A 16,262-nucleotide genomic window follows, 5' to 3' on the forward strand; every position below is an offset into this window, starting at 1 on the left:
TAGCATGGCAGTGCCGGGACAACAGCCCTCCGTCTCTGATTTCACCTACATTCCCGCCAATGTTAGAGTGGGTTTCTATTTATTGTAAGGGAGTCCGCTTTCATGGCTTATATCCGCCCTGTTAATGCAGCAATTTTCGATATGGATGGTCTGTTAATTGATTCTGAACGTTTATGGACTCAGGCTGAGCTGGACGTTTTCAGTCGCCTGGGGGTTGATATTTCCCAGCGCCATTTATTGCCGGATACGCTAGGTTTGCGTATCGATCAGGTGGTCAGAATGTGGTATCAGGCGCTTCCATGGCGGGGTCCGGATCAGGAAGAAGTGTGCTCGATGATCATCGCCCGCACGATTGAACTGGTGGAGCAAACCCGGCCACTGCTGCCTGGCGTAAATCATGCCCTTGAACTTTGCCGTGATCAGGGGCTTAAAATTGGTCTTGCCTCTGCATCACCGCTGTTTATGCTCGATACCGTGCTGGAAATGTTTAATTTACAATCTTTCTTTGAGGTTCGTGTTTCTGCGGAAAAGCTGCCTTACAGCAAACCCCATCCTGAGGTCTATCTGCTGGCTGCGGGAGAATTACAGGTTGATCCCCTGCACTGTGTGACGCTCGAAGACTCTTTTAATGGCATGATCGCCACCAAAGCCGCGCGTATGCGCTCGGTGGTAGTGCCGGACCAGGAATACAGTATGGATCCGCGCTGGGCGCTCGCAGATGTCAAACTTTCTTCCCTCGAACAACTGCGTGTAGCGCATATCAGTTAACTTTATACGCAGCCGCACATGCGGCTGCGTAATTTCAGGATTTCCCTCCTGCCTGAATGTCCTCATCCCACATTTCCACTGCGAAATTTTTTAAGCTTCGTTTAATTTCGTAAATCTTGAACTGACTCATAAAATAAATAAAACATCATTTCATTTTTATTGAATTAACATGTCAATCAACCTATGATTTCTGCAACAAGGACGAGCCGGGAGCTCTCCTGCTTCTGTACCCTGTCACTGCCACGCAACGGTCAGACTCGCCCGGTAAGTCCTCCTTAATCTCGTCATCTATGAGAGGCACCCACATGCAAGTTCGTCAAAGTATCCACAGCGACCACGCTAAAACACTTGATACCGCTGAATTACGCCGTGAATTTCTCATTGAGAAAATTTTCGAGAAAAATGCCTACACCATGACCTACAGCCATATTGACCGCATCATTGTCGGGGGCGTCATGCCCGCTGAAAAAACGGTATCCGTGGGTGATGAAGTTGGTAAACAGCTTGGCGTAAGCTATTTTCTTGAGCGTCGCGAACTCGGCGTGATCAATATTGGTGGTCCGGGCCTGATCGTGGTTGATGGCACGACGTATGAAATCGGTCATGAAGAAGCGTTGTATGTCGGCAAAGGGGCACAACGGGTTGAGTTCAGCAGTGTTGATCCGTTAAAACCGGCTAAGTTTTACTACAACAGCGCACCGGCTCATACCACTTTCCCGAACAAAAAAATCACGCTGGCGGAAGCCTCTCCGCAGACCATCGGTGATGCAGCCACCAGTAACCGCCGCACCATCAATAAATTCATCGTGCCTGACGTTCTGGAAACCTGCCAGCTGACCATGGGGCTGACCAAACTGGAAGAAGGCAGCCTGTGGAATACCATGCCTTGCCATACCCATGAACGCCGTATGGAAGTGTATTTCTACTTCAATATGGAAGAAGAGACGGCCGTGTTCCATATGATGGGGCAACCACAGGAAACCCGTCATTTATTAGTGCACAATGAACAGGCCGTTATCTCTCCAAGCTGGTCAATCCACGCCGGTGTGGGCACCAAAAACTATACCTTTATCTGGGGCATGGTCGGTGAAAACCAGGTATTCGACGACATGGATCACGTCAAAGTCAGCGAACTGCGTTAACTCCTCCCCGCTCTGCTTTAACCGGCAGAGCGACTCATCTTTTATGGCGAACGCGCCGTGGCAAAAGAGACTCTGAATATGATCCTCAGTTCATTTGAATTAAGCGGCAAAGTCGCCATCGTCACCGGTTGCAATACCGGGCTGGGCCAGGGCATGGCGCTAGGCCTTGCGCAGGCGGGATGCGATATCGTGGGTATTAACCTGTCAGCACCTGCAGAAACAGAAAAAAAGGTCACCGCGGCAGGTCGCCGATTTCTCGATCTGAGAGCAGACCTGAGCAGCATTCAGGGTATTCCGGAGCTGATTGAGAAGGCTGTCGGAGAATTTGGTCATATCGATATTCTGATCAATAACGCCGGGATTATCCGTCGCGAAGATGCCATCGGATTCAGCGAGAAAAACTGGGATGATGTGATGAATGTGAACAGTAAAACGCTGTTCTTTATGTCTCAGGCAGCCGCGAAACAGTTCATCAAGCAAGGCAACGGCGGCAAGATTATAAATATTGCCTCTATGCTCTCCTATCAGGGTGGAATAAGGGTGCCTTCCTATACGGCGTCAAAAAGCGCCGTAATGGGTCTGACCCGACTGATGGCCAATGAATGGGCGAAGCACAACGTCAATGTGAATGCGATCGCCCCAGGATATATGGCGACCAACAACACGGAACAGTTGCGTGCAGATGAAGAACGCAGCAAAGAAATCCTCGACAGGATCCCCGCCGGACGCTGGGGTCTGCCAGAAGATGTGATGGGGCCGGTCGTCTTTCTGGCGTCAAAAGCATCTGATTACGTTAATGGCTACACGATTGCCGTCGATGGCGGTTGGCTTGCGCGTTAATGGCACCATAAGTGACACCGAAAGGCGTCTGTTTATACGCCTTTCTTGTTTTTTATCAGCTCGTTGACAATTAGTTACAGGGCATCTCTTCCAAGATTGTGACAGTTTCACTTATACTGGATAAAATAACAGTTATCCAGTTCGGACGCGTCATGACGGCGGAAGGCCATCTCATTTTCTCAATAGCCTGTGCAGTATTTGCCAAGAAGGCACAGCTTTCTCCCGAGCTGGCGCATGGTGACTGGTGGCATATCATTCCCGGCTCTTTGCTTACTTGTCTGCTGCCTGATATTGATCACCCCAAATCGGTGCTGGGACAGCGTCTCAAATGGCTGTCAGCCCCCATCGCGCGGGCTTTCGGTCACCGCGGGTTCACTCACAGTTTGCTGGCTGTGGCCGGTGGGATTTTTCTTTTACGTACTCATTTCCCTCACGACTGGGTGATCCCAGCTGACGCTTTCCACGCCATGATTATTGGTTATCTGAGCCATATTCTGGCTGATATGCTGACACCCGCAGGTGTGCCACTGCTCTGGCCTTGTCGGTGGCGTTTCCGGTTACCTTTAATTAACAGTCAGCAAGGGAATCAGCTCGAACGGACACTCTGCCTTATTCTGGTCGGTCTGACCCTTTTCTGGCCAGACTGGACGCCCATCATTGGTGCAATAAATCCGGATTTTTTTAATCACCTGCTGAAATTATTCATCTGAACAGAATGGAACACTGCCAGATTGGCTAAAATCAATACAAATATAACCAAAAAGTTATAACGAATTACTTTTGGATATAAATAGTCAGGCCATCAAACTGTTATTCTGCACCCCAATGCTTTGGGATGGTGCAGTCCTTTCCGGAAACACCCGTTTCATTTATCAAAATTATAAGTTTGGAGTCTGGTATGAATCTTCCGCTCGTTCTTAACGTAGTGGTTTTCGTTGCCCTGCTTTTGCTGCTGGCGCAAACCCGCCACAAGCAATGGAGTCTGGCAAAAAAAGTTTTGCTGGGTCTGGCTATGGGTGTGGTATTTGGCCTGGCTTTACAGCTGATCTACGGTTCCGATGATCCGGTACTGAAATCCTCAATTACCTGGTTCAATGTTGTCGGTAACGGCTACGTCCAGTTGCTGCAAATGATCGTCATGCCGCTGGTGTTTGTCTCTATTCTGAGCGCAGTGGCGAAACTGCATAACGCGTCATCGTTGGGTAAAATCAGTTTACTGACCATCGGCACCCTGCTGTTCACCACGCTTATCGCTTCTCTGGTGGGTATCTTCGTGACCGGCCTGTTCGGTCTCACCGCTGACGGCCTGGTACAGGGCACGCAGGAAACGGCGCGGCTGACGGCAATTCAGACTAATTATGTCGGCAAAGTGGCTGACCTGAGCGTACCTCAGCTGATTCTTTCCTTTATACCGAAGAACCCGTTTGCTGACCTGACAGGCGCTAGCCCGACATCCATTATCAGCGTCGTGATCTTCGCTGCCTTCGTGGGTGTCGCGGCCCTGCAACTGGTGAAAGATGATGCAGAAAAAGGCCCGCGTGTTCTGGCCTTCATCGATACCCTGCAGGCATGGGTGATGAAGCTGGTGCGTCTGGTTATGAAACTGACCCCGTATGGCGTACTGGCTCTGATGACAAAAGTCGTCGCAGGTTCGAATGTTCAGGATATCATTAAGCTGGGCAGCTTCGTTGTGGCGTCTTATCTGGGGCTGGGCATCATGTTTGTTATTCACGCGGTGCTGCTGTCATTCACCGGTGTTAATCCGGCGAAATTCTTCCGTAAAGTCTGGCCGGTGCTGACTTTTGCTTTCACCAGTCGTTCAAGTGCCGCGACCATCCCGCTGAGCGTTGAAGCGCAGACACGCCGTCTGGGTATCCCTGAATCTATCGCCAGCTTTGCGGCATCTTTCGGGGCAACGATTGGTCAGAACGGTTGTGCTGGTCTGTATCCGACCATGCTGGCTGTGATGGTTGCCCCCACGGTTGGCATCAACCCGTTTGATCCCGTATGGATTGCAACCTTAGTGGGTATCGTTACCCTGAGCTCGGCCGGTGTTGCCGGTGTGGGTGGCGGTGCAACGTTTGCCGCCCTGATCGTATTGCCGGCCATGGGGCTGCCGGTTACACTGGTTGCCCTGTTGATTTCTGTCGAACCCCTGATTGATATGGGGCGTACCGCGCTGAATGTCAGCGGTTCAATGACTGCCGGTACCATCACCAGCCAGTTGCTGAAACAGACAGATAAATCGGTAATGGACTCTGAAGAAACAGCGGAGCTGGCACACCGTTAATTTCAGATTGCTACCAACAAAAAACCGAAGCCAGTGGCTTCGGTTTTTTTATGCCTGAAATAACGCAGTATCTGAGAACACGGTAATTCAGAACGGATAATCGTGAAAACCGATTTGCTCTGAAATATTACGCGCGGCAGTATGCAACATTTCCACATAATGACTTTTGCTTTCTTCTGAGAACCGTATCGTCGGGAAAGAAATACTCAGACCCGCAATGACCACACCAAAGCGATCGAATACAGGCACTGCGATACAACGAAGCCCTTGTTCCTGTTCTTCATTATCTTCACCGAACCCCTGCGCGCGAACCTGATCCAACGCAGTCTGCAAATCGGCAGCATTCATGATGGTATTTTCAGTGCTGCGGGTAAATTCAATCACCTGCAACAGCGCATTAACTTCGGTTTTATCGCCCCACGCCAGCAGCACCTTACCGATTGCCGTGGTGTGCAGCGGATTGCGCCGACCAATGCGTGAATGCATACGCAGGTTGTACATCGAGTCAATTTTATGGATGTAGACAATCCCGTCTTCATCCAGTGCGCCCAGGTGGATGGTTTCGCGGGTCAGACGGGATAATTCGCGCATCTGAATATCAGCGCTGCGGATCAGATCGACGTTTTGCAACGCCCTGGCACCCAGTTCAAATAACTTGAGCGTGAGGGAGTATTTCTCGGACTCCCCCTCCTGTGCAACATACCCCAGAGATTTCATCGTCTGAAGAAAACGGTAAACGGTGCTTTTGGACATCATCACACGCTGAGAAAGTTCAGTGATACCGATCTCACGCTCTTCCCCGAGCGCTTGTAAAATGCCAAAAACTTTCAGGACTGAGGAGACGGAATCGGGTTGCTTATCAAGATCTGCGATAGCCATAGGATATATTACCTGCTCGCGTTGAGATTGTTTCAAAAAAAATAGAACGTGGTTTTTATTATAATGGCAAGCCTCGCTGAGAAGCAATCAACCCATTGATCAAGAATGTAAGAACTGTTAAGCCAGTTTCATTCCCGACAGACAGATAAAAAATTCATTACCTCATGTGACAATTGTCACTTTACGTTAATTAGCGTAGTAATATTCCCCTCTATGATGACTACGCACTGACAGGCCTCATGACTCCTTCACCTGCTGACGGATTACCCGTCCCACAACGATATGGTGCTATTCTGACCATTGCGCTCGGTATTACCGTTTCTGTACTCGATGGTGCTATCGCTAACGTTGCGCTGCCCACTATCGCTAATGATTTCCATGCCAGCCCGGCAACCTCTATCTGGGTGGTTAACGCCTATCAGCTGGCGATCACGATTTCCCTGCTTTCGCTGGCTTCGCTCGGTGATATCTTCGGCTACCGCCGTATCTACCAGACGGGATTGCTGGTATTTAGCATCACCTCGCTCTTTTGCGCCTTATCGGATTCATTGATGACACTGACTGTCGCCCGCGTGTTACAAGGTTTCGGGGCGGCAGCAATCATGAGTGTGAATACCGCGCTGATACGAATTATTTATCCGCAGCGCTTCTTAGGGCGTGGCGTCGGGATTAATGCGCTTATCGTCGCCGTCTCAGCGGCGGCGGGGCCAACGATTGCCGCCGGTATTCTGTCGGTGGCCTCCTGGCAATGGCTGTTCGCTATCAACGTTCCGATTGGTATCGTTGCGCTGCTCCTCGGGTTGAAGTTTTTACCGGCCAATGCGACACGAAGTCAGGGGCAGCGTTTTGATATCATCAGCAGCGTGATGAATGCCCTGACCTTCGGGCTGCTCATCAGTGCCATCAGTGGTTTTGCACAAGGCCAGAACCACACGCTGATCCTGGGGGAAGTCATAGCCCTCCTGATCATCGGCTGGTTCTTTGTACGCAGACAGCTTTCGCAGCCGTTCCCGCTGTTGCCGATCGATTTATTGCGTATTCCTATTTTCAGCATGTCACTGGGTACTTCGCTGTGTTCTTTCAGTGCCCAGATGCTGGCTTTCGTTTCTTTGCCCTTCTTCCTGCAAAATACACTCGGCTTGAATTCCGTGGAAACGGGTCTTCTGCTCACCCCTTGGCCGCTGGCGACGATGGTGATGGCACCGATTGCCGGGCGTCTGGTTGAACGTTTTCATCCGGGAATGCTGGGGGGAATCGGGTTGGTCGTGTTCTCATTCGGGCTCTTTTCGCTGTCATTGCTGCCACCAGAGCCTTCTCATCTGAACATCATCTGGCGCATGTTGCTCTGTGGGGCCGGTTTTGGTTTATTCCAGTCCCCCAACAACCATACGATCATCACGGCTGCACCGCGAAATCGCAGTGGCGGAGCAAGCGGACTGTTGGGAACCGCGCGTCTTTTGGGTCAGACAACTGGCGCGGCGATGGTTGCCCTCATGTTTAACCTGTTCCCGCAACATGGCACCCACGCATCGCTGATACTTGCGGGGACGCTGGCCGGAACCGGCGCGCTGGTCAGCTTGCTAAGGATGACGCAGAAAACCAGCAGCCAGAAAGAGGCGGATAACCTGAAATCCTGACATAAAAAAACCCGGCAACTTGCCGGGTTTTTTATCAGTAATGACCAAAGGCTGGTTACTTGATATATGCACCGCTGCGCAGCGCTTCGATACGTTTATCCAGCGGCGGGTGAGACATAAACAGCTCACTGAATGATTTGGATTTACCGTTGATACAAAATGCCATCATGCTGCCCGCTTCCTGTGGTTCGTGACTGGTTTTCAGGCGCTGCAACGCAGCAATCATTTTCTCACGGCCTACCAGTTTTGCAGAACCCGCATCCGCATGGAATTCACGGTGACGCGAGAACCACATCGTAATCATGCTGGCCAAAATACCAAAGACCAGCTCCAGCACGGTCGCCACGGCAAAATAAATTAACGGGTTGCCGTTGCTGCTCTCTTCGCCATCCCGGTTGCCGGAAAGGAATCCGGAAGCCACCTGTGCGATAATACGTGAAATAAAGATCACAAAGGTATTCACGATCCCCTGAATCAAGGTCATGGTCACCATGTCGCCGTTAGCAATGTGGCTGATTTCATGGGCAATAACCGCCTCGGCTTCGTCCTGACTCATGCTTTGCAGCAGTCCGGTACTCACGGCCACCAGAGAGGCATCACGGCGCGCCCCAGTTGCGAACGCATTAATATCGGGCGCGTGATAAATCGCCACCTGTGGCATCGCAATGCCCGCCTGATGAGACTGACGGCGTACTGTTTCCATCAGCCAGCGCTCAGTTTCATTACGAGGCTGTTCAATAACTTCCCCGCCCACAGAGCGTAACGCCATCCATTTCGACATCAGCAATGAGACAATTGCACCCCCGAAGCCAAACAGCCCGGCCATGATCATCAACCCCGGCACGCTGCTGTGCTGAATGCCAGTCAGGCTGAGCACCAGCCCGAATACCAGCATAACGGCCAGGTTAGTCAGCAGGAACAACGCTATACGCATCATAAAATTTCACTTCCTCATTGTTACTTCATTGTTATTAGCGAGTCATACCGCCGGCACATAGCACCCGGCTGTACTGATCCTATGGGCTTCTTATCAGGATTCAAGAGCCCGCGCGTTCTGAAGACCTGAATTCACAATACTTTACATTTTGAAGCGTTTTATTCACAGAGTGACCTGAAATATCAACATTTTTCCGTATCACTCTGCGGGATACTTTCGAAGCTTCATACAAAACACACGCATAAAAAAAGCGCACCGGAGTGCGCTTTCAGTATGGCTTTCACAACCGTTATTTCGCCGGTGCCTGATCAGCCTGAGACTTTTCCAGATTACCGAGATCAACAGCAATATGGTCAGCTTCATCGAGGTAAGGATCCGGAGCAACATAATCTTTCGGCAAATCGTCGAGAGATTTCAGCGGTTTCTTCCCTTCACGCTTGAAGCGTTCATTCAGACGACTCAGACGCAGTGCATCATCCTCTTTATCTTCTTTATCACGCTGTGCGTAATTCAGAGAGGCAATGTTACGTTTGTCTTTCAGCGCCTTGTAATGGGCAATGTCTTGCTGGATGTACTGGAACTCAGGATTTTGCGCAATACGGGCTTCATGATCTTTCAACAATTCAGGCAGGAACGGCTTCATGTCGCCTAATTTGGTGTAAGTCGCCGCATTAATGCTATCCCACGGAAGTGCGTTATCTTCGAACTTCTCGCCGGTTTCAATCGATTCAATACCGGTTGGCATCAGGATATCCGGGGTAACCCCTTTACGCTGAGTACTGCCGCCATTGATGCGATAGAACTTCTGGATAGTATATTGCACAGAACCGAGCGCAGGCCATTCAGGTCGCAGCATCTGATCGTAAATACGGTTCAGCGAACGGTACTGCTGAACCGTACCTTTACCAAAGGTCGGTTCACCGACAATCAGCGCACGGCCATAATCCTGCATAGCGGCCGCGAAGATCTCTGATGCCGAAGCACTGAAGCGATCAACCAGAACCACCAGCGGACCTTTGTAGTAAACGACGCCATCGGTATCGCTGTCCTGCCGGATGCGGCCATTATTGTCACGCACCTGAACGACCGGCCCACTTGGAATAAACAGACCCGACAGCGAAACTGCTTCCGTCAGGGCGCCACCACCGTTGGTACGCAGATCGATAACTAAGCTGTTAACGTTCTGCTTAGCCATTTTTTGCAACTGAACTTTGACATCATCCGTCAGGCCCACATAGAAGCCAGGAATGTCCATCACAGCGACTTTTTGGGCGCCAACATTCTTGATGGTCATTTTGACGGCGCGATCTTCGAGACGAATTTTCTCGCGGGTCAGCGTAATCACATGGTTCTTGGCATTTTTACCCGCAGGCAAGATTTGCAGACGGACTTTGCTGCCTTTGGGGCCTTTGATCAACGCGACCACATCATCAAGACGCCATCCGATGACATCCACGATTGGAGTCTGTTTGCCTGCCTGAACCTGCCCGACACCCACGATACGATCACCAACCGCAATGGCTTTACTTTTGGCCGCCGGGCCACCAGCAACCATAGAATTGATGACGGTATAATCGTCGTCACCTTGCAAGACGGCACCAATACCTTCCAGAGACAAACTCATTTCGGTATTAAACTGCTCGGTGCTGCGCGGAGACAGATAGTTAGTGTGCGGGTCAATTTCATGCGCAAAGGCATTCATAATCAACTGGAAAACATCTTCGCTGTTACTTTGCGTCAGGCGTTTCATCGCAAAATGATAACGCTTGGACAACACATCACGAATTTCCTGATCGTTCTTGCCGGTCAGTTTGAGGTTCAGCTCGTCATATTTGACTTTTGCATCCCACAATTTGTCCAGCTCAGCACGATCTTTCGGCCACGGTGATTTACTGCGATCAAGTTCAATCGTGTCATTGCCGGTGAAATCCATCGGACGCTCAAGCACTTTTAATGCGTAGTCATAGCGTTCGAAGCGGCGTTTTTGAGCCAGATTGAATAAAGCATATGGCGTGGTTAACTGACCGGATTTCAGTTCCTCACCCAAGGTGGCACGTTTATCAGTAAATTGTGCGACATCGGAAGCCATTAATACGTTATGGCCATAATCGAGCATGTTGAGGTAGCGGTCGAAGATTTTCGCTGAGAAATCTGCATTAAGGTCGAACTGACGATAATGTGAACGGGTAAAACGAGCAGTCACACGCTCGCTCACCGTTGCATCCTGCGGATCCTGCGTTAAATTAGGAAGTTGAGCGAGAGTTACCGGTGTACTCTCGTTCGCTGCAAAGCTGGTATTCACCAGCCCTGCACTTGCCATTAACAGACCCGCGATAACGCTTAATCTGACAAATTTGTTCATGCCTGAGTTGGCCTCCGTATCAGAACTGCAAATGTTCTGCGCGTACAATCATCGCCAGACCCGAAGAGAGTTGAACGCGGACACCGTCTTTGGCAATTTCCAATACGGTGGCATCCATAGCACTCTTACCTGCTCTGACTTTGATTTCCTGGCCAATTTGCAGTTTTGAAATGTCTGTTACTGGCACCTGACGCGGTTCACGTTTTTCCTCACGCGGTGGGCGAGGTGTACGTGGTTTGCGATTTTCCTGACCAGCCACAGCTGCGGGCGCATTTTCACGACGCGGCGCAGGTTTTTTAGCGGCCGGACGTGGACGACGTGGCTCAGTGGTTTCACCGGCTTCACGACGTTTAGCCTGTTGTTCTGCACGTTGTGCCTGAACACGGGCTTTCGCTTCTTCCAACTGTTTACGGGCATGTTCTACGTGCTGCTCTTCAAGAACGCCACATGAGTTACCATCAAGGTCAACACGTTCCGCACCAACTTTAACGCCGTACAGATAACGCCAACTTGAGGTATACAGACGCAGAGCAGAGCGCAACTGAGTTTTGCTCAGATTCTCTTCACCTTGCACGCGTTCGACCAAATCCGCAAAAATACCAATCTTTAACGGGCGTGCTTCGCCTTCGGCGGTAAAACAAAGCGGGAACCGCTCAGCCAAAAAGGCGATGACTTCTTTACTACTGTTCAACTTAGGTTGATTTTCCATGAAATTTCCTGATTACAACGGGTTTGCCAACCGGCGCAGGCATGAACAGGCGACATTATAATGACGCCATTATTAAATGCCACGTTATCCGACGATCAACTTACAATCAGATTGACATATTTTTCAGCATCGCAGTTTTCGAGATGCTGGCAAAGCCCGCTGACTAACTCTGTCAGCCCCTGTTCATCCGCTTCATCGAAGCGCTGATAAACGGTGCTATCAATGTCTAATACGCCGATCACTGTGCCATTAACGGTCACTGGCAGAACAATTTCGGCATTACTTGCTGCGTCACAGGCGATATGGCCGGGGAAGGCATGAACATCCCCCACACGCTGTACGGCATTTTCCGCGACTGCGGTACCGCAGACACCTTTTCCTACCGGAATACGCACACAGGCAATTTTACCCTGGAATGGCCCGAGCACCAGTGTTGTACCGTCCAGCAGATAAAAACCTACCCAGTTGACGCCATCAAGACGCTCAAAAAGTAAGGCGCTTGCGTTCGACAGAGTCGCAATAAAATTGTTTTCTCCGGCGATCAAGGCGTTCAAATCACGTTTTAATTCCGTGTAGAATGCTTCTTTATTCATGTAGTAACCAATAATAACCTAAGGGCACTGAGCCGTTCTGTTGTGCTTAACCTCTATAAAATAAGCATTAAATGCCCATATGAACAAGGTTAATCCTGTGTGACATCAAAAAGACTCACCTACAATAACTGTTTGCCGACCGCATAATACGTTATTTTGTCAAAAAAACCTGGCTGATCTTGGCGTGATGGCCTCGCCTGCCCCCCTTTGGGGATGCGTAATTGTAACAACAGGTATTCTTTACTATTCCAGGTACTATGAAAATACACACAATATCAGCCCAGTTACCGCATGTTCGCTACCAGCGTTGCCATGAATGTGATTACCTTTTCTCGCTCCCGGCGTTGAAGCGGACGCAAACGGCACATTGTCCGCGTTGTAATGCCAAGGTAGAGAAAGGCAAAGTCTGTTCCCTCCCCAGGCTGATCACTATGGCCATCAGCATTTTGTTGCTGATGCCTTTCGCCTACACCGAACCGCTGATCAGCATTCGCCTGCTCGGCACGCGCATTGATGCCAGCCTGCTCGAAGGCATCTGGCAGATGTCGCGCCAGGGCGATCCGGTTACGGCAAGCATGGTGGCGTTTTGCACCATCGGAGCGCCGCTTACCCTGGCGATTTCTATACTTTATCTGCATTTTGGCCGTAAGCTGGGAATGAATCTCAAGCCCGTATTGCTGATGCTGGATCGCCTGAAAGACTGGGTCATGCTCGATATTTATCTGATTGGGATGGCCGTCGCCAGTATCAAGGTCAAGGAATATGCGGATATCAACGCCGGCATTGCGCTTACTGCGTATCTGATGATGACCGTGATGGTCACGCTGACAATGATTAATCTGAATATTGAGCAGTTGTGGGAGGAGTTTTATCCGCAGCGCAGGCCGAAAGGCGTGCCGTCTTCACTGCGCTTGTGCCTTGCCTGCAAATTCACGGGATTGCCGGACGAACGCGGGCGCTGTCCTCGCTGTCACGTGCCCATGCGTCTACGCTACAAACACAGTTTGCAAAAAACCTGGGCGGCGCTGATGGCGGCAATGATATTTTTAATCCCGGCCAATTTGTTACCCATTTCCATCATTTATGCCAACGGGCAGCAACTGAAGGACACTATTTTCTCCGGTGTCGTTTCGCTGGCCACCTCAGGGAACATACCGATTGCCGCGATTGTGTTTATCGCCAGCGTACTGGTGCCTTTTACCAAAGTGATTGTGATGCTGACGCTGTTACTCAGTATCCATTTTAAAGCGATTCAGGGATTGAAAACGCGTATCCGCTTACTGCGACTGGTCACCTGGATAGGACGCTGGTCGATGCTGGATTTGTTTGTTATTGCCTTAATGATGTCGCTGGTAAACCGTGACCAGCTTTTGTCTTTTACAATGGGACCGGCTGCCTTCTACTTTGGCTCTGCCGTAATTCTGACCATTCTTGCCGTTGAATGGCTTGATAGCCGCTTGATTTGGGATGCACATGCAACAGGAAACGCCGAATACTCCGACTGAAGCACGGATAAAACACAGGCGCCGGATTTCGCCTTTCTGGCTTCTGCCGTTTATTGCTTTACTGATCGCCGGATGGCTGATTTACAGCAACTATCAGGAGAGTGGGAATACTGTTACGATCGATTTCCAGTCGGCAGCGGGTATCGTTGCGGGCCGTACTCCTGTGCGTTATCAGGGGGTTGAGGTTGGGACAGTAGAATCCATCAGCCTGACTAAAGATCTGCGTACCATTCAGGTAAAAGTCAGTATCAAAAGCGATTTATCTGACGCCCTGCGTGAAGGCACACAGTTCTGGCTGGTTACTCCGAAAGCATCACTGGCCGGGGTTTCCGGGCTTGATGCGCTGGTGGGCGGTAATTATATCGGCATGATGCCGGGACCAGGTAAAGAAAAAGATCATTTCGTTGCCCTCGATACTCAGCCTAAATTCCGCCTGAATACCGGTGAACTGATGATTCATTTGCATTCGAAAGATCTGGGCTCACTCAGCACCGGTTCGCTGGTGTATTACCGCAAAATTCCTATCGGGAAAGTTTACGATTACGACATTGAAAGTGGTAATGACGGCGTCACCATTGATTTGCTGATCGACAAGCGTTTTGCCGGTCTGGTGAAAGACAACACGCGCTTTTGGAACGTATCCGGCTTTAAAGGCGACTTCAGCCTGAGCGGCGCGAAAGTGCAAATGGAAAGCCTGGCCGCACTGGTTAACGGTGCCATTGCAATGGATTCGCCAAATGAAGGTAATCCGGCCAAAGCAGATCAGTCTTACGTGTTATATCCGGATCTGGCGCAGAGCCAGCGCGGGGTTGAGATTAATCTCGATTTACCAAACGGTAACGGCTTGTCAGAAGGACAGACACCGCTGATGTATCAGGGGTTGCAGGTCGGTACGCTGACCAATGTGACGTTGCAGCCAAACAATAAGGTGGTCGGTAAACTGACTGTCGACCCTTCGGTAGTCGATCTGATGCGCACGGGTACACGTATCGAAATGAACAGCCCGAAAATTAGTTTGAACAACGCTAATCTCAGCCAGCTGCTGACGGGGAATACCCTGGAATTGATCCCAGGCGATGGCGAACCGCAAAAGCATTTCGTGGTGCTTGACAGTAACCAGCGTCTGCTCCAGAACCCCGGCACTGTCAAGATTCAGCTGATTGCGCCGCAAAGCTATGGGATTGATGCGGGGCAGCCGATCAAACTTTATGGTATCAACGTCGGTTCCGTCATCGACCGCACGCTGACTGACGAAGGTATTCTGTTCAATGCCGCGATCAAGCCGGAATATAAAAACCTCCTGCATAAAGACAGCAAATTTGTGGTCAACAGCCGCCTGGATGTGAAGCTGGGTATTGATGGCATGGAAGTGCTGGGCGCCAGCGCGCAGGAATGGGTCGACGGGGGTATCCGCCTTATTCCTGGAAGCAAAGGGGAGCCCGCGCCCAAATACCCGCTTTACAGCAACGCAGAAAAGGCCGCTGAAGGTATTCAGGGCGATCAGCCTGGCGCCACGCTGACATTGACGGCAAAAAACCTGCCAGATATCCAGGCAGGATCGGTGGTGCTTTACCGTAAGTTTCAGGTCGGGCAAATTGTAAATGTACGCCCGAAAGCGAACGAATTTGAAGTCGATGTGTATATTCAGCCGCAATACCGGAACCTTCTGTCAGAAAAAAGTATTTTCTGGGCTGAAGGCGGTGCGAAAGTACAACTCAATGGCAGCGGTCTGACCGTTCAGGCCTCGCCATTAGATCGTGCGCTAAAAGGCGCCATCAGCTTTGATAATCTTGAAGGTGTCTCCACCAGCAAAGGGGTGAAACGGGTTCTGTATGATTCCGAAACTTCTGCCCGCGCCGTTGGCAGTCAGATAACGCTGAACACTTATGATGCCAGTAAGCTTTCCGCTGGCATGCCAATCCGCTATCTGGGCATTACGATTGGTCAGGTCGAATCACTGAAACTCGATCCGCAGCTTAATCAGGTTTCGGCCAAAGCTGTGCTGTATCCGGAATATGTGAATGATTTTGCCCGTCGCGGTTCACGCTTCTCGATTGTTTCGCCGGAGATCTCGGCTGGCGGTGTCAGCAATCTGGAAACCCTGCTCCAGCCTTACATCAACGTTGAAGCAGGCAAAGGGGTTCCGGCGCGCAATTTTGACCTGCAGGAATCCACCATCACAGACTCCCGTTACACCGACGGTCTCGGCATTGTTGTTGACGCTGCTGAAGTCGGCTCATTGCAAATCGGTACGCCGGTGTTGTTCCGGGGTATCGAAGTGGGAACTGTCTCAGGCTTCTACCTTGGCGCGATGGCTGACCGGGTCAACGTGACGCTGAGAATCAGCAAAAAATACCAGTATCTGGTGCGTGAAAACTCCGTTTTCTGGCTGGCATCGGGTTATGACTTGCAGTTCGGTCTGACTGGCGGCGTCTTTAAAAGCGGCACATTCCAACAGTTTATCCGCGGCGGCATCGCTTTTGCGACCCCGCCGACAACGCCGCTGGCGCCGAAAGCCGCCAATGGCAACCATTTCCTGCTCAATCCGGAAGCGCCGAAAGACTGGCAGAAATGGGGTACCGCCATTCCTAAAAACTAAC

Annotated in this window: 13 protein-coding genes; 8 read left to right on the forward strand and 5 right to left on the reverse strand. The window is 50.7% G+C overall.

Going from position 1 to position 16,262, the window contains the following annotated elements; translation table 11 throughout:
• The first annotated feature begins 102 nt into the window (after positions 1–102).
• From hxpB to ACOZIO_RS04170, 5 genes are all read left to right on the forward strand, one after another.
• Entirely contained in the window at positions 103–768 is a 666-nt protein-coding gene (gene hxpB / locus ACOZIO_RS04150; RefSeq protein WP_217139159.1) for a hexitol phosphatase HxpB, read from the forward strand.
• A 305-nt stretch (positions 769–1,073) separates the two neighbouring features.
• The gene (gene kduI / locus ACOZIO_RS04155; protein WP_129951739.1) at positions 1,074–1,910 is read left to right on the forward strand and encodes a 5-dehydro-4-deoxy-D-glucuronate isomerase; all 837 of its coding nucleotides are present in this window, start codon (positions 1,074–1,076) and stop codon (positions 1,908–1,910) included.
• Positions 1,911–1,988: 78 nt separating this feature from the next.
• A complete protein-coding gene (gene kduD / locus ACOZIO_RS04160) occupies positions 1,989–2,750 on the forward strand; it encodes a 2-dehydro-3-deoxy-D-gluconate 5-dehydrogenase KduD (RefSeq protein ID WP_421595003.1) in 762 nt (253 codons plus the stop codon).
• A 152-nt stretch (positions 2,751–2,902) separates the two neighbouring features.
• The gene (locus tag ACOZIO_RS04165; protein ID WP_129951740.1) at positions 2,903–3,460 is read left to right on the forward strand and encodes a metal-dependent hydrolase; all 558 of its coding nucleotides are present in this window, start codon (positions 2,903–2,905) and stop codon (positions 3,458–3,460) included.
• A gap of 188 nt (positions 3,461–3,648) precedes the next feature.
• On the forward strand, positions 3,649–5,040 hold the full coding sequence (locus ACOZIO_RS04170; RefSeq protein ID WP_129990451.1) for an L-cystine transporter: 1,392 nt from the start codon (positions 3,649–3,651) through the stop codon (positions 5,038–5,040).
• Between the two features lie 87 nt (positions 5,041–5,127).
• On the opposite strand, the gene kdgR is transcribed toward ACOZIO_RS04170, so the two are convergent.
• On the reverse strand, positions 5,128–5,919 hold the full coding sequence (gene kdgR, locus ACOZIO_RS04175; protein WP_129951742.1) for a DNA-binding transcriptional regulator KdgR: 792 nt from the start codon (positions 5,917–5,919) through the stop codon (positions 5,128–5,130).
• Positions 5,920–6,158: 239 nt separating this feature from the next.
• Between kdgR and ACOZIO_RS04180 the strand changes: the two genes are divergently transcribed.
• The gene (locus ACOZIO_RS04180; protein WP_129990452.1) at positions 6,159–7,556 is read left to right on the forward strand and encodes an MFS transporter; all 1,398 of its coding nucleotides are present in this window, start codon (positions 6,159–6,161) and stop codon (positions 7,554–7,556) included.
• Between the two features lie 55 nt (positions 7,557–7,611).
• On the opposite strand, the gene htpX is transcribed toward ACOZIO_RS04180, so the two are convergent.
• The 4 genes from htpX to ACOZIO_RS04200 all read right to left on the reverse strand — a co-directional run bounded on the left by htpX (position 7,612) and on the right by ACOZIO_RS04200 (position 12,157).
• Positions 7,612–8,493: a protease HtpX gene (gene htpX, locus ACOZIO_RS04185; protein WP_129951744.1), complete on the reverse strand. Its 882-nt coding sequence runs from the start codon at positions 8,491–8,493 to the stop codon at positions 7,612–7,614.
• A gap of 289 nt (positions 8,494–8,782) precedes the next feature.
• Positions 8,783–10,855 (reverse strand): carboxy terminal-processing peptidase, encoded by a 2,073-nt coding sequence (prc, locus tag ACOZIO_RS04190; protein WP_129951745.1) that lies wholly within the window; start codon positions 10,853–10,855, stop codon positions 8,783–8,785.
• Between the two features lie 19 nt (positions 10,856–10,874).
• Positions 10,875–11,564 (reverse strand): RNA chaperone ProQ, encoded by a 690-nt coding sequence (gene proQ, locus ACOZIO_RS04195; protein ID WP_015697850.1) that lies wholly within the window; start codon positions 11,562–11,564, stop codon positions 10,875–10,877.
• A 95-nt stretch (positions 11,565–11,659) separates the two neighbouring features.
• The gene (locus ACOZIO_RS04200) at positions 11,660–12,157 is read right to left on the reverse strand and encodes a GAF domain-containing protein (RefSeq protein WP_129951746.1); all 498 of its coding nucleotides are present in this window, start codon (positions 12,155–12,157) and stop codon (positions 11,660–11,662) included.
• 257 nt (positions 12,158–12,414) lie between these two features.
• Here ACOZIO_RS04200 and yebS point away from each other — a divergent pair, with 257 nt between their 5' ends.
• Together yebS and ACOZIO_RS04210 are read left to right on the forward strand one after the other, a co-directional pair.
• Entirely contained in the window at positions 12,415–13,662 is a 1,248-nt protein-coding gene (gene yebS, locus ACOZIO_RS04205) for a membrane integrity lipid transport subunit YebS (RefSeq protein WP_129951747.1), read from the forward strand.
• Positions 13,631–16,261: a PqiB family protein gene (locus tag ACOZIO_RS04210; RefSeq protein WP_235173067.1), complete on the forward strand. Its 2,631-nt coding sequence runs from the start codon at positions 13,631–13,633 to the stop codon at positions 16,259–16,261. Before yebS ends, ACOZIO_RS04210 begins: the two co-directional genes overlap by 32 nt.
• Position 16,262 lies beyond the last annotated feature (1 nt).

Origin of the sequence: Rahnella sp. PD4 (assembly GCF_049199325.1) — a bacterium.
GTDB classification, from domain to species: domain Bacteria; phylum Pseudomonadota; class Gammaproteobacteria; order Enterobacterales; family Enterobacteriaceae; genus Rahnella; species Rahnella perminowiae.